The organism is Geodermatophilus sp. SYSU D01180, from assembly GCF_054050415.1.
Map to the genome: position 1 here is coordinate 21,877 of NZ_JBJGZH010000017.1, position 15,829 is coordinate 37,705.

The 15,829-nt window shown below is 76.4% G+C and carries 14 protein-coding genes; 9 read left to right on the forward strand and 5 right to left on the reverse strand.

The genetic code is table 11. From position 1 onward, the window contains the following. Positions 1 to 6 precede the first annotated feature (6 nt). Positions 7 to 1,017, reverse strand: a complete 1,011-nt coding sequence (locus tag ACI8AA_RS15865; protein WP_457045364.1) for a PfkB family carbohydrate kinase — start codon at positions 1,015 to 1,017, stop codon at positions 7 to 9. A gap of 194 nt (positions 1,018 to 1,211) precedes the next feature. On the opposite strand from ACI8AA_RS15865, the gene ACI8AA_RS15870 reads away from it, so the two are divergent. After that, entirely contained in the window at positions 1,212 to 2,054 is an 843-nt protein-coding gene (locus tag ACI8AA_RS15870) for a PspA/IM30 family protein (RefSeq protein WP_457045365.1), read from the forward strand. 53 nt (positions 2,055 to 2,107) lie between these two features. Here the strand turns inward: ACI8AA_RS15870 and ACI8AA_RS15875 are convergent, their stop codons facing one another. Beyond that, entirely contained in the window at positions 2,108 to 2,962 is an 855-nt protein-coding gene (locus ACI8AA_RS15875) for a DNA-formamidopyrimidine glycosylase family protein (RefSeq protein ID WP_457045366.1), read from the reverse strand. A 98-nt stretch (positions 2,963 to 3,060) separates the two neighbouring features. On the opposite strand from ACI8AA_RS15875, the gene ACI8AA_RS15880 reads away from it, so the two are divergent. After that, positions 3,061 to 3,645: an antibiotic biosynthesis monooxygenase gene (locus ACI8AA_RS15880; protein ID WP_457045367.1), complete on the forward strand. Its 585-nt coding sequence runs from the start codon at positions 3,061 to 3,063 to the stop codon at positions 3,643 to 3,645. 43 nt (positions 3,646 to 3,688) lie between these two features. On the opposite strand, the gene ACI8AA_RS15885 is transcribed toward ACI8AA_RS15880, so the two are convergent. Then, on the reverse strand, positions 3,689 to 4,528 hold the full coding sequence (locus ACI8AA_RS15885) for a cold shock domain-containing protein (RefSeq protein ID WP_457045368.1): 840 nt from the start codon (positions 4,526 to 4,528) through the stop codon (positions 3,689 to 3,691). Positions 4,529 to 4,597: 69 nt separating this feature from the next. Next, positions 4,598 to 9,214: an ATP-dependent helicase gene (locus tag ACI8AA_RS15890; protein WP_457045369.1), complete on the reverse strand. Its 4,617-nt coding sequence runs from the start codon at positions 9,212 to 9,214 to the stop codon at positions 4,598 to 4,600. Between the two features lie 104 nt (positions 9,215 to 9,318). Here ACI8AA_RS15890 and ACI8AA_RS15895 point away from each other — a divergent pair, with 104 nt between their 5' ends. The 7 genes from ACI8AA_RS15895 to ACI8AA_RS15925 all read left to right on the forward strand — a co-directional run bounded on the left by ACI8AA_RS15895 (position 9,319) and on the right by ACI8AA_RS15925 (position 15,144). Continuing rightward, positions 9,319 to 10,464, forward strand: a complete 1,146-nt coding sequence (locus ACI8AA_RS15895) for an acyl-CoA dehydrogenase family protein (RefSeq protein WP_457045370.1) — start codon at positions 9,319 to 9,321, stop codon at positions 10,462 to 10,464. Continuing rightward, the gene (locus ACI8AA_RS15900) at positions 10,461 to 11,711 is read left to right on the forward strand and encodes an MFS transporter (RefSeq protein ID WP_457045371.1); all 1,251 of its coding nucleotides are present in this window, start codon (positions 10,461 to 10,463) and stop codon (positions 11,709 to 11,711) included. The genes ACI8AA_RS15895 and ACI8AA_RS15900 overlap by 4 nt, the downstream gene beginning before the upstream one ends. A 181-nt stretch (positions 11,712 to 11,892) precedes the next feature. After that, on the forward strand, positions 11,893 to 12,354 hold the full coding sequence (locus ACI8AA_RS15905) for a MarR family winged helix-turn-helix transcriptional regulator (protein WP_457045372.1): 462 nt from the start codon (positions 11,893 to 11,895) through the stop codon (positions 12,352 to 12,354). Continuing rightward, positions 12,351 to 12,992: a hypothetical protein gene (locus ACI8AA_RS15910; protein WP_457045373.1), complete on the forward strand. Its 642-nt coding sequence runs from the start codon at positions 12,351 to 12,353 to the stop codon at positions 12,990 to 12,992. Before ACI8AA_RS15905 ends, ACI8AA_RS15910 begins: the two co-directional genes overlap by 4 nt. Positions 12,993 to 13,002: 10 nt before the next feature. Beyond that, positions 13,003 to 13,197 (forward strand): DUF3046 domain-containing protein, encoded by a 195-nt coding sequence (locus ACI8AA_RS15915; RefSeq protein WP_456938897.1) that lies wholly within the window; start codon positions 13,003 to 13,005, stop codon positions 13,195 to 13,197. A 190-nt stretch (positions 13,198 to 13,387) separates the two neighbouring features. Then, positions 13,388 to 14,419: a recombinase RecA gene (gene recA, locus ACI8AA_RS15920; protein ID WP_457045374.1), complete on the forward strand. Its 1,032-nt coding sequence runs from the start codon at positions 13,388 to 13,390 to the stop codon at positions 14,417 to 14,419. An 8-nt stretch (positions 14,420 to 14,427) separates the two neighbouring features. Continuing rightward, positions 14,428 to 15,144, forward strand: coding sequence for a regulatory protein RecX (locus ACI8AA_RS15925; protein ID WP_457045375.1), 717 nt, complete (start codon positions 14,428 to 14,430; stop codon positions 15,142 to 15,144). A 70-nt stretch (positions 15,145 to 15,214) separates the two neighbouring features. Here ACI8AA_RS15925 and ACI8AA_RS15930 read toward each other — a convergent pair whose 3' ends face one another. After that, complete coding sequence (locus ACI8AA_RS15930; protein WP_457045376.1) at positions 15,215 to 15,742, reverse strand: hypothetical protein; 528 nt, start codon at positions 15,740 to 15,742, stop codon at positions 15,215 to 15,217. Positions 15,743 to 15,829 lie beyond the last annotated feature (87 nt).

Here is a 15,829-nt window from a genome sequence, read left to right on the forward strand (position 1 = left end):
GGAGGGTCAGCCGCGGGCGGCGGCCAGCTCGGCGGCGGTGGGCGGGTCGGCGCCGACCCGCGTGCAGGTGAGCGCGGCGGCCAGCGCGGCGTCGTCGACCAGGCGCAGCAGGTCGTCGTCGGACAGCGCCTCCAGCGCCGCGCGGGAGGTGACCCCGGCGGCGAGCAGGCCGGCGAAGAACCCGGCCGCGAGGGTGTCGCCGGCCCCGACGGTGTCGGCGACGGTCACCCGCGGCGGCTCGCGGTGCAGCAGCGGCCGGCCCGGGCGGGCGATCCGCAGCGGCGCGCCGCCGTCGGTGAGCAGCACCAGCGCCGGCCCGCGGCCGGCCCAGCGCTGCGCGGTGGCGTCGAGGTCGCCGGCGGCGTCGGGTTCCAGCCAGCCGAGGTCCTCGGCGCTGACCTTGACCAGGTCGGCGACGGCGACCAGCCGGTCGAGCCGGGCCCGGACGGCGCCGGGGTCGTTGCCCAGCGTGGCGCCGACCGGGCCGCCGGCCAGCATCGGGCGCAGGTTGGGGTCGACGCTGACGAGCGCGCGGCCGGCCAGCCGCTCGGCCAGCCGGGCGATCGCGTCGCACCCGGGCGGGGTCCAGCTGGAGATGGAGCCGACGTGCAGCACCGCCGTCGACTCCGGGACGACGGCGGCCAGCTCCTCGTCGGTCCACTGCCAGTCGGCGGCGCCCTGCACGTGGAAGCCGTAGTCGGCGGACCCGTCCGGGCCCAGGCCGACGACGGCGAGGCTCACCGGCTCGGTCGCGCTCACCATGCCGCGGGTGTCGACGCCGGACAGCTCCGCGTGCCGCCGCAGCGCCGGGGCCAGCGGGCCGGTGCCGAGCCGGGCCAGCAGCGCCACCGGGGCGCCCAGCCGCCCGGCGGCGACGGCGACGTTGAGCGCGTTGCCGCCCGGCCGCGCCACGTACTGCGGCGCGGTGCCCTCGGGACCGGCGTCGGCGTCCGGGACCGGCAGCAGGTCGACGACCAGCTCGCCGAGGACGGTGAGAGTGGGGACGGCGCTGTCCATCGGCCGACCCTAGCCCGGCCGGGCCCGGTTCTCCGGGGATCCCCGGACGGGGGACGCCGGCCGGACCGGGGACGTCCCTGTTGGCCGGGACACCGTTCCTGCTGGGACGATGACGGGGAGAACCGCCGTGGCACCGCGGCGGTGCGGGAGCCAGGAGGCGGCGCGGGACCGCGCCGGAGCAGGAGGAGCCCAACATGCCCAACCCGATCGTCAAGCTCTGGCGGTACCTGACCGCGTCGGCCAACGCGCAGATCGACCAGCGGGCGGACCCGAAGATCCAGATCCAGCAGGCGATCGAGGCCGAGCAGCAGCGGCACCAGGCGCTGGCCAACCAGGCCGCCGCCGTCCTCGGCAACCAGCGGCAGCTGGAGATGCGGCTGAACCGGCAGCTCGGCGAGGTGGAGAAGCTGCAGGCCTCGGCCCGCCAGGCGCTGGTGCTGGCCGACCAGTCCCGGGGGCGCGGGGACGCGGCCAAGGCCGCCGAGTACGAGCAGGCCGCGCAGGCGTTCGCCACGCAGCTGGTCGCCGCCGAGCAGGCGATGGAGGACCTCAAGCGCAGCCACGACGAGGCGCTGCAGGCCGCCGAGCAGGCGCGCGGCGCCGTCGAGCAGAGCCGGATGCGGCTGCAGACGACGCTGGCCGAGCGCACCAAGCTCATGAGCCAGCTCGAGCAGGCCAAGATGCAGGAGCACGTGGCCGCCTCGATGCGCCAGGTCAACGAGCTGTCCGCGCCGGGCAACACCCCGAGCCTGGCCGAGGTCCGCGACAAGATCGAGGCCCGCTACGCCAACGCGCTCGGCCAGGCCGAGCTCGCGCAGACCTCGGTCGAGGGCCGCATGCTCGAGGTGCAGAAGGCGACCCTCGACGTCGCCGGCGCCTCCCGGCTGGAGCAGATCCGCGCGGCGATGGGCGGGGCGGGCACCGGTCAGCAGGCCGTCGAGGGCGGCACCGGCGCGGCGGGGGCGATCGGCCCGGGGACGGCGGCGCCGTCGTTCGAGAAGACCGAGCAGACCGCCCAGCGTCCCGAGAACGCGTAGGTCCCGACGGTCGCGGGCCCGGTCACCTCAGGGTGGCCGGGCCCGCGGCGTCGCTAGTGGGCGTTGGCCACCGGCGGCGGGCGGCCGGGCTCGCCGGTGCGGGCCGCCGGGTCGACGGGGGCGTCGGTGGCCTGGCAGGTCGGGCACCAGTAGGTGATCCGCTCCTGCAGGTCCGGGCCCTGGTCGCCGCGCAGGATCGGGGTGCCGCAGCGGTAGCAGGGCTTGTCCTTGCGGCCGTACACCCAGTGGTCGCGGCCGCGGCGCAGGTCGCCGGTGGTGCTCTGCTCGGGGCGGTCGCGGTTGGCCAGCATGAGGTTGCGGGTCCGGTCGACCAGCCCGGGGAGGTCCTCGACGTCGGCCACCCGCATCCACGGGTGCACGCCGCAGACGAACAGCCCCTCGACCTTGTACAGGTTCCCCGGCCCGCACAGGTTGCGCTGGTCGAGGATCGCGACGCCGATCTGCTCGTCGGGGTGCGACCGCAGTCGGCGCAGCGCCTCGTCGAGGTCCCAGTCCGGCCCGAGGACGTCGGGGCCGAGGTGGCCGACGACCTGGTCCTCGTCGGTGGTGCGCACCATCGTCACGTCGTGCAGCCGGTAGCCGACGCAGTCCCACTGGTCGGTGGCGAGGATGGCGCGGATGGAGAACGCCGGCCCGCCGCGCCACCGCGCGCCCTTGCGGTAGATGTGCCAGCTGCCGTCCATCCGGTAGTGGGTGCGCAGCGTCCAGCCGTCGGTGAACCGGGTGAGCATGTGCTTGCCGCGGGGGACCACCTCCCGGACCGTGCGGCCCTTCAGGTCGGTGGCGGCCAGCTGCGGCACCCGCAGCTCGCCGCGGCGCAGCGTCTGGCCGGCGAGCGCGGTGTTCATGCGCTTGGCCGCCAGCCAGACGGTGTCTCCCTCGGGCACCTCCCCAGTGTCCCCTGCGCGCATCCGCGCTGCTCGGGAGCGAGGGACGTCACCCCGGCGGCGGGAAGGGCGCGCCCGGCGCGGACGCTGCAGCACCCGTGCAGCGACGTCCCGCCTCGGCCAGCACCACGCCCGCGCACCTGACCGCCGCCGGCGAGCCGGTCACCGTGACCGTCGCCCGCGACGTGCGGCCCCCGCAGCGCGAGGCGTTCGAGCGCTGGGCCGACGACGTCCTCGGCCTGGCCGCGGCCTTCCCGGGCAACCTGGGCACCAGCCTGCTGCGGCCCGGGCCGGGCTCCACCCGCTACCACCTGGTCTACCGCTTCGCCGACGGCGAGTCGCTGGCCCGGTGGGAGCGCTCGGCGCAGCGGCAGCAGGCGCTCGAGCGGGTCGAGCACCTGGCCGACGGCGCCGACTACGCCCGCGTCGCCGGGCTGGACAGCTTCTTCACCGCGCTCACCCCGCCGCGGCCGGGCCCGCGCTGGCGGCTGACCGTGCTGACCATCGCCGTGGTCTTCGCCATCACGCTGGCCTTCCAGCTGCTCGTGGCCCCGCACATCGCGTCCTGGCCGCTGCCGGCGCGGCTGCTGCTGTCGGCGACCGTCGTCGTCGTGCTCCTCGGCCAGGTGGTCATGCCGCGGCTGTCGCGCTGGCTCGCCCCCTGGCTGCGCGGCCGCCGCTGAGCCCGCCGGGCCACCGGGGTGCGGCGGCCCGGCGGGACCGTCGTCAGCCGAGCGGGCGGACGTCGCTGGCGCTGGTGCCGCGGGCGCCGGAGGTGCGGGTGAACGCGACCCGCTGGCCCTCCTCGAGCTCGCGGTAGCCGCCGGCGTCCTCGATCTCGGAGAAGTGCACGAAGACGTCGTCGCCGCCGTCGTCGGGGGTGATGAAGCCGAAGCCCTTCTCGGCGTTGAACCACTGCACGGTGCCCTCGGCGTCGCCGCCGGCGTCCCCGCCTCGTGGGGCGCGGGCCGGCCGCTGGTCCCGGCCGCCGCGGTCGTCGCGGCGGTCGTCCCGCCGGTCGCGGGGCGCGGGGCGGTCGTAGCCGCCGCGGCGCGGGGTGGACGGCAGCAGCCGCACGGAGTCGGCCTGCAGGCCGCGGTTGCCCTCGACCAGCTCGAACTCGACCCGGTCGCCCTCCTCCAGGTCGCCGCCGCGGGTCACCGCGGAGACGTGCACGAAGACGTCCTCGGGGACGATGAACCCGAAGCCGCGGTCGGCGTCGAAGCGCGCCACGGTGCCCTGCACGACGATGCCGCGCGGAGCCCGGCCCCGCCCCCGGTCGTCCCGGCCGCCGCGGTCGTCCCGCCCGCGGTCGTCCCGGCCGCCGCGGTCGTCGCGGCGGCCGCCTCGCGGGGGGCCGCCGGTCGGGCGCACCCGCTCGGCCTGCGGGCCGCGCGGCCCCTCGGTGGCGTCGTACTCGACGGGCTGACCCTCGTCGAGGGTCCGGAAGCCACCGGTGTCCTCGATGGCCGAGAAGTGGACGAAGACGTCGTCCCCGCCGTCCTGCGGCTCGATGAACCCGAAGCCCTTGTCCGCGTCGAACCAGCGGACCGTGCCGGCTGCCATGTCTGTATCCCTCGATCCCTCACGTACTGCGACGGTCCACGGTACGCGTCCGGGGCCGACCGGCTCCCGTCAGCCGCGGAGACGCAACCCGCGCGGGGTGGCCGCGAACCCGGCCGCCTGCAGCGCCGAGGACAGCGGGGTGTCCTGGTGCACCGAGGCGCCGTCGGCCTTCTGCACCACCATCCGGCCCAGCGCCCCGGCGGCCACGGCGCCCGACAGCGCGGTGGCCGCCTCCTTGAGCGTCTGCTCGTCCTCGGTCCACGACAGCAGCGTCTTGCCGCCGCGCTCGACGTAGAGCACCAGCTCGCCGTCGACCAGGACCACCAGCGCCCCGGCCTTGCGCCCGGCGCGGTGCCCGGTGGCCCGCTTCCCGCCGCCGGTGCCCTCACCGACGTCGACGGCCACCTGCGCTGCCGACGAGCCCGCGGACTCGCCGTCGGTGGGGCCGGTGCGGTCGGGCCAGGGCAGGGCGGCGCCGTAGACGTTGGCCGGGTCGGTGGCCGCCAGCACCACCGCGCCCTCGGGCGTGCGGTCGGGGACGGCGTACGCGCGCAGCCGGTCCACCGCGCCGACCGTGCCGAACTGGGCCGCGCCGAGGGTCTCGACGAAGTAGCCGCGCCGCGCCCGGTTGTTCTCCTCGAACGCGCGCAGCACCGGGTAGACCGCGGAGAACCCGCCGGGCACCTGCTCGGCCACGACCGCGCCGCGGGTCAGCACGCCGTGCCGTTCGAGCAGCGCCTCGGCCCGGGCGGTGGTGCGCCGGGTCGGGTCGGCCTCGCGGTCGGGCAGCCGCGACCAGCGGCCGGCGACCGTGGGCGGGCCGGTGCGGCTGGGCATCGCCGGCCGGCCCAGCCGGGGGCGGCCGTAGCGGGTGCGGTCCACGCGGGCGCGCGGCGGCGCCGGTGCCCGCTTGTGCGTGCCGCCGCCGGCCAGCCGGGTGCGCAGCGGGGCGAGGGTGTCGTTGGTGAGCAGCCCGGCCCAGACCAGGTCCCAGACGACGTCGGCGAGCGCGGTGTCGTCGGTGGAACCGACCAGGTCCGACAGCCCGCGGAAGAACACCGCCTGGCCGACCGACAGCTGCTCGAGGACGGCGAACCCGACGCCGCCCTCCTCCGGCAGCTCGAGGGTGTCCGGCAGCAGCAGCGGCGCGAGGTCGGCGGGCACCAGGCTGATCCAGCCGTCGCCGCCGGGCAGCCCGCCGGCGCCGGCCCACAGCACCTCGCCGGCGCTGGTCAGCTCGTCGAGCATCGCGGGGGAGTAGTCGCGCACCCGGTTCGGCAGCACCAGCGTCTCCAGCGCGCTGGCCGGCACCAGCGCGCCGGCCAGCTGCTCGACCACCGCCAGGACGCCGTCGACGCCGCGCATCCGGCTGCCCACCGACTGCCAGGCCGGCGTGAACCGGGCGAGCGTGCCGATCGGCACCGGCTCGACCTCCTGGCGCAGCTTGGCCAGGCTGCGGCGGCGCACCGAGCGCAGCACCTCGGCGTCGCACCACTCCTGGCCGGTGCCGCCGGGCCGGAACTCGCCGGTGACCAGCCGGCCGGTGCCGACCAGCCGCTGCAGGGTGGCGGTGACGACGGCGACGCCCAACCCGAGCCGGGTGGCGACCTCGGCCGGCTGGAACGGGCCGTGCGTGCGGCCGTAGCGGCCCACGATGTCGCCCAGCGGGTCGGCGACCGGCTCGGTGAACGCCTCGGGCACGCCCACGGGCAGCGCGGTGCCCAGCGCGTCGCGCAGCCGGCCGGCGTCCTCGATGGCGACGTGCCGCTCCTCGCCGGCGATCCGCACGACGATCGCCCGCCGGGAGGCCACCAGCTCGTCCAGCCACTCCGCGGGGACGCCGCGCAGCGCGGCCTCGGCGGGGGTGAGGTCGCCCAGCCCGCGCAGCAGGTCGGAGGCGCCGTCGACGTCGCGGGGGTGCCGCTCGGCCGGCAGCCGCTGCAGCTCGCGCTCAACCTCGGCCAGCGCCTCGGCGTCGAGCAGCTCGCGCAGCTCGGAGCGGCCGAGCAGCTCGGCGAGCAGGCCGGTGTCCAGCGCCAGCGCCTGCGCGCGGCGCTCGGCCAGCGGGGCGTCGCCCTCGTAGAGGAACTGCCCGACGTAGCCGAACAGCAGCGACTGCGCGAACGGGCTCGCGGCCTGGGTCTGGACGTCGACCACCCGTACCCGCCGCGAGCGGACGTCGCGCATCAGCTCGACCAGGCCGGGCACGTCGTAGACGTCCTGCAGCACCTCGCGGGCGGCCTCGAGCGTGATGGGGAACGAGGAGAAGTCGCTGGCCACGCTCAGCAGCTGCGCGGCGCGCTGGCGCTGCTGCCACAGCGGGGTGCGGCGGCGCGGGTCGCGCCGGGGCAGCAGCAGCGCGCGGGCGGCGCATTCGCGGAAGCGGCTGGCGAACAGCGCGGAGCTGCCGACCTCGGCGGTCACCTCGCGCTCGACGTCGTCGGGGTCGAGGACGGCGAGGTCGGCCTCGGGCGGCTCGCCGGTGGTGTCGGGGAGCCGCAGCACGATGCCGTCGTCGGAGTGCATGGAGGCGACGTCGACGCCGTAGCGCTCGCGCAGCCGGGCGGCGAGCACCAGCGCCCACGGGGCGTTGACCTGCGCGCCGAAGGGGGAGTGGACGACCAGCCGCCAGTCGCCGAGCTCGTCGCGGAACCGCTCGACCAGCAGCGTGCGGTCGTCGGGGAGGTGGCCGGTGGCCGCCTTCTGCTCGGCGAGGTAGGCGAGCAGGTTGGCCGCGCCCCAGTCGTCGAGCCCGGCGGCCTGCGCCCGCTCGCGGCCCTTGTCCGGTGTCGCCGAGCCGACCTCGCGGAGGAACGCGCCGAGCGCGCGGCCCAGCTCCAGCGGCCGGCCGGGGGCGTCGCCGTGCCAGAACGGCATCTTCCCGGGCTGGCCGGGGGCGGGGGAGACGAGCACCCGGTCGTGGGTGATCTCCTCGATCCGCCACGACGAGGAGCCGAGCAGGAAGACGTCGCCGACGCGTGACTCGTAGACCATCTCCTCGTCGAGCTCGCCGACCCGGCGCCCGCCGGACCCCTCGCCGCCGACGAGGAAGACGCCGAACAGCCCGCGGTCGGGGATGGTGCCGCCGCTGGTGACCGCCAGCCGCTGGGCGCCGCTGCGGGCGGTCAGCGTGTCGGTGACCCGGTCCCAGGTCAGCCGCGGCCGCAGCTCGGCGAACGCGTCGGAGGGGTAGCGGCCGGCCAGCATGTCGAGGACGGCGTGCAGCGCGGAGTCGGGCAGGCCGGAGAACGGCGCCGACCGGCGCAGCAGCGCACCGACCTCCTCCACCGTCCTCGGGCCCTCCGACACGATCGCCACGACCTGCTGGGCGAGCACGTCGAGCGGGTTGCGCAGGTAGCGGATCGACTCGATCGCGCCGGCCTTCATCCGCTCTGCGACCAGCGCGCACTGCACGAGGTCGCCGCGGTACTTGGGGAACAGCACGCCGCGGCTGACCGCGCCGACCTGGTGCCCGGCACGGCCGACCCGCTGCAGGCCCGCGGCCACGGTGGGCGGCGCCTCGACCTGGACGACGAGGTCGACCGCGCCCATGTCGATGCCGAGCTCGAGCGACGACGTCGCGACCACCGCCGGCAGCCGCCCGGACTTCAGCGCCTCCTCGACGACCGCGCGCTGCTCGCGGGAGACCGAGCCGTGGTGGGCGGCGGCGACCGGCTGCACGCCCTCGGGGACGCCGCCGCCGGAGCCGGCCTGCGCCATGAGCGCCGCGGCGTTGGTGCCGGGCGGGACGGCCTCGCCGGTGGCCCGCTCGTAGGCCATCTCGTTGAGCCGGCTGGTCAGCCGCTCGGCCAGCCGCCGGGAGTTGGCGAACACGATCGTGCTGCGGTGCGCCTCGACCAGGTCCAGCACCCGCTCCTCGACCGCCGGCCAGATCGACGTCCGCGGCTGGTCCCCGGCCGCCGACCCCTCGAGCTCGCCGGTGGGCTGCCCCAGCTGGCTCATGTCCTCGACCGGGACGACGACCGACAGGTCCCACTCCTTGCCCGCCGGCGGCTGCACCACCCGCACCGGCCGGCCGCCGGCCAGGAAGGTGGCGACCTCCTCGATGGGGCGCACCGTGGCCGACAGGCCGATCCGCTGCGCGGGGCGGTCCAGCAGCTCGTCGAGCCGGTCGAGGGAGACCGCCATGTGCGCGCCGCGCTTGCTGTCGGCGACGGCGTGCACCTCGTCGACGATCACCGTCTCCACCCCGCGCAGCGCCTCCCGCGCGGAGCTGGTGAGCATGAGGAACAGCGACTCGGGCGTGGTGATGAGGATGTCGGTGGGCCGCCGGGTGAACGCCCGCCGCTCGTCGGCCGGGGTGTCGCCGGAGCGGATGCCGACGGTGATCTCCGGCCGCGGCAGGCCCAGCCGCATGGCCGCCTGCCCGATGCCGGCCAGCGGCGCGCGCAGGTTGCGCTCGACGTCGACGGCCAGCGCCTTGAGCGGCGAGACGTAGAGGACGCGGCAGCGGCGGCTCTCGTCGGCCGGCGGCGTGCTGGTCAGCCGGTCCAGCGACCAGAGGAAGGCCGCCAGCGTCTTCCCCGACCCGGTCGGGGCGACGACGAGCGCGTGCTCGCCGCTGCTGATGGCGTCCCAGGCGCCGTCCTGGGCCGCCGTGGGCTCGGCGAAGGCGCCGGTGAACCAGGCCCGGGTGGGCGCGGAGAACCGGTCGAGAGCGGGCACGGGTCCAGTGTCCCCGCGGGTACGACAGTCCGCTGGCCTGCGCCGACGCCCGGAGCGTGCGGCGTGTGGCCGGCCCGGGGGTGGCGTGCGGCACACTGCCCGCCATGCGCCACTCGCTCTACGAGGCCGAGCACGAGGACTTCCGGCAGACGGTCCGCACGTTCCTGGAGAAGAACGTCGCGCCGTTCCACGACCGGTGGGAGCGCGAGGGGATCGTCCCGCGCGAGGTCTGGCTCGCCGGCGGCGAGCAGGGCCTGCTCGGGATGGACATCGACGAGCGGTTCGGCGGCGGCGGGGTCCGGGACTTCCGCTACAACGCCGTCCTCGACGAGGAGGTCACCCGGGTCGGCGCCAGCGGCCTGGGCTTCGGCCTGCACAACGACGTCGTCTCGCCCTACCTGCGTGACCTGTGCACCGAGGAGCAGGCGCAGCGCTGGCTGCCCGGCTTCTGCCGCGGCGAGCTGGTCACCGCCATCGCGATGACCGAGCCGGGCACCGGCAGCGACCTGCAGTCGATCCGCACCACCGCCCGTCGCGACGGCGACTCCTGGGTGCTCAGCGGCGCCAAGACCTTCATCACCAACGGCATCAACGCCGACCTGGTGATCGTGGTGGCGCGCACCGACCCCGACGCCCCCGGCGCGAAGGGCACCAGCCTGCTCGTCGTCGAGCGGGACATGCCCGGCTTCACCCGCGGCCGCAACCTCGACAAGGTCGGCCTCAAGGCGCAGGACACCGCCGAGCTGTTCTTCGACGAGGTGCGCGTGCCGGCGGAGAACCTGCTCGGCACGGAGAACCGCGGCTTCGCCCACCTCATGGAGAACCTGCCGCAGGAGCGGCTGTCGATCGCCGTCGGCGCGGTGGCCGCCTGCGAGACGGTGCTCGCCCGGACCCTCGAGTACGTCACCAGCCGGACCGCCTTCGGCCGGCCGGTCGGCAGCTTCCAGAACAGCCGGTTCGTCCTCGCCGAGCTGCACACCGAGACGACGGTCGCGCGGACGTTCGTCGACGAGTGCGTGCGGCAGCTGGGCACCGGCGAGCTGACCGCCGTCGACGCGGCGATGGCCAAGTACTGGACCAGCGAGCTGCAGAACAAGGTCGCCGACCGCTGCCTGCAGCTGCACGGCGGCTACGGCTACATGGACGAGTACCCGGTGTCCAAGGCCTGGCGCGACGCCCGCGTGCAGTCGATCTACGGCGGCACCAACGAGATCATGCGGGAGATCATCGGCCGGTCGCTGGGTCTGTGACGACGCAGGCGGCCGCCGACGTCGGCCGGGTGCAGCGGCGCACGGTCGCCGTGCTCTCCGGCGCGGTCGCCCTGGGCGGCCTCGGCGTGACCGTCGGGATCACCGTCGGCGGGCTGCTCGTGCGGGAGGTGTCGGGCAGCGACGCCGCCGCGGGGCTCGGGCAGACGATGGGCGTGTTCGGCGCCGCGGTGCTCGCCGTCCCGCTCGCGCGCGTGTCCGACCGGGCCGGGCGGCGGGCCGGGCTGGCCGCCGGCTACGCCGTCGCCGTCGGCGGCGCGGTGGTCACCGCCGTCGCCGCGGCGCTGTCCTCGCTCCCGCTGCTGCTCGCCGGGCTGTTCGCCTTCGGCGCGGCGACCGCGTGCACCCTGCAGGCGCGCTATGCCGCGGCCGACCTCGCCATCCCCGAGCGGCGCGGCCGCGCGCTGTCGCTGGTCGTCTGGGCGACGACGGTCGGCTCGGTCCTCGGCCCCAACCTCGCCGCGCCCGGCGCCGACCTGGGGCGCGCGCTCGGCCTGCCCGCGCTCGGCGGTGGCTTCGTCGTGTCCGCCGCCGTGTTCGCCGCCGTCACCGCCGGGCTGTGGCTCGCCCTGCGCCCGGACCCGCTGCTGCTGGCCCGCCGGCTCGCCGACGGCGGCGGGCCGGCGCCCGACCGCCCGCGGCGGGCGACCCGGGGCGCGCTGGCGGCGGTGTGGGCCGACCCCGGCGGCCGGCTCGGCCTGGTCGCCGTGGTGGTCTCCCACGCGGCGATGGTCGGCGTCATGGTCATGACGCCGGTGCACATGGGCCACGCCGGCGGGCACGACGACGCGACGACGCTGCGCCTGGTCGGCGTGGTCATCAGCGTGCACGTGGCCGGCATGTACCTGTTCAGCCCGCTCGTCGGCTGGCTCGCCGACCGGGTGGGCCGGCGCGCGACGGTCGCGCTCGGCGGGGCGCTGCTCCTCGCCGCCGCGGGCCTGGCCGGGACCGCGCCGCCGGAGGCCGCGGGCCGGCTGAGTGTCGGCCTGCTGCTGCTCGGGCTGGGCTGGTCGTGCGGGCTGATCGCGGGGTCCACGCTGGTCACCGAGGCGGTGCCGGCGGAGGTGCGGCCCACCGCGCAGGGCGGGGCGGACCTGCTCATGGGCCTGGGCGCGGCGGTCGCGGGCGCCGTCGGCGGCCCGCTGCTGGCGCTGGGCGGCTTCGGCCTGGTCGCCGGGCTGTCCGCGGCGCTGGTGGTCCCGCTGGCGCTGGTCTGGCTGCGGCGCTGACCGCCCCGCTGATCAGTGGCCGCGCATGTTGCGCCACAGCACGACCAGCGTGATCAGCAGGCAGACCGCGATGCCGATCTCGAGGACGACGTCCCACGTCGCCGAGCCCGTGCTGGGGAACACGCCCCCAGCCTAGGCCGTCCCGTATAGTGAAGTCACTTCACGGTACAGGAGGTTCACGATGACGGACGCGCGGGTCGCAGCGCTCGACCGGGTCCTGGAGGTCACCGTCCTGCTCGGGCGGGACCTGACGACATCGCTGGCGGCCGAGGGGCTGACCGTCGCCCGCACGACGCTGCTGTGGCGGCTGCGCTCCGCCGGCCCCAGCACCCAGCGGGCGCTGGCCGACGCCCTCGGGGTCAGTGCCCGCAACGTCACCGGGCTGGTCGACGGGCTGGCCGAGGCCGGCCTGGTCACCCGCGAGCCGCACCCCACCGACCGGCGGGCGACCCTGGTGACCCCCACCGCCCGCGCCGAGCGGCTGCTCGAGGAGATGGCGACCGGGCAGACGCAGCTCGCGGAGCAGCTGTTCGGCGGGCTGGCGCCGGACCGCCTCGACGGGCTGGTGTCCGCGCTCGACGAGGTCCTCGACCGGCTGCGCGCGCTGGTCCCGGGCGGCACGGCCGCGGGGGAGGCCCCGTGACCGCCCGCGAGCTGGTCCGCCGCGCGGTGGCCTTCGAGCTCGGCACCTGGCGCAGCCTGTGGCGGTGGGTGCGCCGCCGTCCCGACGTGCCGGCCGGCGCCGACGCCTTCCCGTACGCCTCGGCGGCGGCGCCGGTGATGTGGACGTTCATCGTGCTGTCGGCGGTCGAGATCCCGCTGGTCGACTGGCTGCTGCCCTGGCAGTCGCTGCGGGTCGCGGTGGCGGTCCTCGGCGTCTACGGCCTGCTGTGGATGGTCGGGATGCTCGCCGGGCAGCGGGTGCACCCGCACACCGTCGACGCCGGCGGGCTGCGGGTGCGCAGCGGCTGGGCCGTCGACGTCCGGGTGCCGTGGGAGGAGATCGCCGCCGCGCGCGTGCGGCGGCGCAGCGTCGAGGGCTCGCGCACGGTCGTCGTCGCGGAGGAGGGGGAGCGGCGCGCGGTCTCGGTCGCCGTCGTCGCCTCCACGCAGGTCGACGTCGAGCTGCGCACGCCGCTGGTGCTGCCGCTCGCCCGCACCGGCGGCCGCCCGGTGACCGAGCTGCGGCTGGCCGCCGACGACCCGGCGGCGCTGGTCCGGCGGCTGCGGGCGGGGATCGCCGACCACGCGGCCGCCACGGCCGGCGGGGACGCGCGCTAGCGTCGGGGACGTGCGTCTGCAGGAGTTTTGGTCCCGGCTGGAGACCCAGTTCGGGTCGATGCGGGCGGAGAGCGTCGCGCGCGACCACGTCTTCTCCGTGCTCGGGGGCCGCTCGGCGGTCGACGCGATCGAGGCCGGGGTGCCGCTGCGCCGCGTGTGGCTGGCGATCTGCGAGGAGTACGACGTGCCGCAGAGGGACCGCTGAGCCGTTCCCGGCGCCGGGTCGAGCGTGTCCCCTCGACTCGAACACCTGTTCGTCCTACTGTGAGCACGTCCACAGGGAGGTCGTCCTCCACAGGCCCGGACGGTCACCGGAAAGTGTCAGACCCCCGACCTAGCGTCGCCTCCGACACCGCATCGACTCCACGACACGCGACTTCCCGAAGGTGAGCACCATGGCAACGCTCGACCGCGACAAGGCCCTCGACATGGCCCTCGCCCAGATCGACAAGCAGTTCGGCAAGGGCTCGGTCATGCGCCTGGGCGACAGCGCTGCGCAGGCGATCAAGGTCATCCCGACCGGCTCGATCGCCCTCGACATCGCGCTCGGCATCGGCGGCCTGCCCCGCGGCCGCGTCATCGAGGTCTACGGCCCGGAGGCCTCCGGCAAGACCACGGTCGCCCTGCACGCGGTGGCCAACGCCCAGGCCGCCGGCGGCATCGCGGCCTTCATCGACGCCGAGCACGCCCTCGACCCGGAGTACGCCCGGGCCATCGGTGTCGACACCGACGCGCTGCTGGTCAGCCAGCCCGACACCGGTGAGCAGGCCCTCGAGATCGCCGACATGCTGATCCGCTCCGGCGCGCTCGACATCATCGTCATCGACTCCGTGGCGGCCCTCGTGCCCCGCGCCGAGATCGAGGGCGAGATGGGGGACAGCCACGTCGGTCTGCAGGCCCGCCTGATGAGCCAGGCGCTGCGGAAGATCACCGGTGCGCTGAACAACTCGGGCACCACCGCGATCTTCATCAACCAGCTGCGCGAGAAGGTCGGCATCGTCTACGGCTCGCCCGAGGTGACCACCGGTGGCCGCGCGCTGAAGTTCTACTCGTCGGTCCGCCTGGACGTCCGCCGGATCGAGACCCTCAAGCAGGGCACCGAGGCCGTCGGCAGCCGGGTCCGCGTCAAGGTCGTCAAGAACAAGGTCGCCGCCCCGTTCAAGCAGGCCGAACTCGACCTGCTGTGGGGTGTCGGGTTCAGCCGCGAGGGCGGCCTCATCGACGCCGGCGTCGAGCAGGGCTTCATCCGCAAGTCCGGCGCCTGGTACACGTACGAGGGCGACCAGCTCGGCCAGGGCAAGGAGAACGTCCGCGCGTTCCTCCGCGACAACCCCGACCTCGCCGACGAGATCGAGAAGAAGGTCAAGGAGAAGCTGGGCATCGGCCCGCAGGTCGACGCCCCGGCCGCTGACCCGGTCGACTTCTGAGCGACCCCGTGACCGGCTGGTCCGGCCCGGCCCCCGAGGAGGCCGGGCCCGAGCAGGCCGATCGCCCCGCCGGCCGTCGCCGCCGGGGAGCCCACCAGTCGGGCTCTCCGGCCCGCGGCGGCCGCGGGCGGCGGCGGTCCGGGCCGTCCCCTGACCCGGACGGCCCGGCCGCCGCCGACGCGGACACCCCGCCCGCTCCCTACGACCGCGACGCCGACGACCCGGGCGACCCGGAGTCGGTGGCCCGGGCCATCTGCCTGCGGGCGCTGACCGGCGCGGCCCGGACCCGCCAGCAGCTGGCCGACCTGCTCGAGCGCCGCGGCGTGCCCGAGGAGGCCGCGACCGCGGTCCTCGACCGGTTCGGCGAGGTCGGGCTCATCGACGACGCCGCCTTCGCCCGCGCCTGGGTCACCTCCCGGCAGGCCGGCCGCGGCCTGGCCCGGCGGGCGCTGCGCGCCGAGCTGCGCGCCAAGGGCGTCGACGGCGAGGACGCCGAGCAGGCCCTCGCCCAGGTCGACGAGGAGGACGAGCGGGCCGCCGCCCGCCACCTGGTGGAACGCCGGCTCCCGGCGCTGCGCCGGGTGGACCGCGTCACCGCCACCCGCCGGCTGATCGGGATGCTCGCGCGCAAGGGCTACAACGGCGGGCTGGCCGCGGGCGTGGTCCGCGAGGTCCTCGACGAGACCAGCTTCGGCACCGACGAGGACACCGGCGCCGGCCTCTGACGGCACCCGCACGGACGACAGCGGCCGGCCGCCCCTCGGGGCGACCGGCCGCCGGCCGTCGGGGGAGGGGTCAGCCCGCCAGCGGAGTGGCGACGGCAGGCATCGCCTCGGTCGCCAGCGCGTGCGCGGCCCCCTGGACCACCTGGGCCCGCTGCATCGGCATCGCCTGGGTCGCCGGACCGGCCGGGGCGGGCCGGCCGGCCCACGCGGTGAGGTCCACGGCCACGCCGTCGGGCGCCTCGTCATCGGCCACCAGCCACTCGCCCTCGTCGCCCACGCGGGCGGCGAGCCACTGCTGGATCTGCTGCTCGAACGTGCGGTCGGGCAGCACGGCCGGCCGGCTGACCGGGCCGAGGAAGGTCAGGTCGCGCTCGCCGCCGTCGGCGGCGCGCAGCACCACCCGGCAGCGGGCCCGCCGGTGCCGGGCCGGCGGCACGGCCTCGCGGACCACCGCGGACTGGGCACCGGCGGCGACGGCGAACTGCGCGGCGGCCGCGCGCAGCCGGTTCACGAAGTCCTGGGCGACGTCGACCTGTCCCTCGGGCAGGCGCACCACCGAGGGCAGCGGCGGCACGGCGGGGCGGAGAGCGGTGTCCACGGACCCACTCTCGGCAGCCCCGCTGCGCGGGATGACCACCTGGCGTCCGCGGGGCGGACGGGACACCGCGTGACCGTTCCGTGTCCC

Bases quoted from the DNA above. Each gene is read 5' to 3' on its own strand.
- ACI8AA_RS15865 (WP_457045364.1), bottom strand. From the start codon at position 1,017: ATGGACAGCGCCGTCCCCACTCTCACCGTCCTCGGCGAGCTGGTCGTC.
- ACI8AA_RS15870 (WP_457045365.1), top strand. From the start codon at position 1,212: ATGCCCAACCCGATCGTCAAGCTCTGGCGGTACCTGACCGCGTCGGCC.
- ACI8AA_RS15885 (WP_457045368.1), bottom strand. From the start codon at position 4,528: ATGGCAGCCGGCACGGTCCGCTGGTTCGACGCGGACAAGGGCTTCGGG.
- ACI8AA_RS15895 (WP_457045370.1), top strand. From the start codon at position 9,319: ATGCGCCACTCGCTCTACGAGGCCGAGCACGAGGACTTCCGGCAGACG.
- ACI8AA_RS15905 (WP_457045372.1), top strand. From the start codon at position 11,893: ATGACGGACGCGCGGGTCGCAGCGCTCGACCGGGTCCTGGAGGTCACC.
- recA (WP_457045374.1), top strand. From the start codon at position 13,388: ATGGCAACGCTCGACCGCGACAAGGCCCTCGACATGGCCCTCGCCCAG.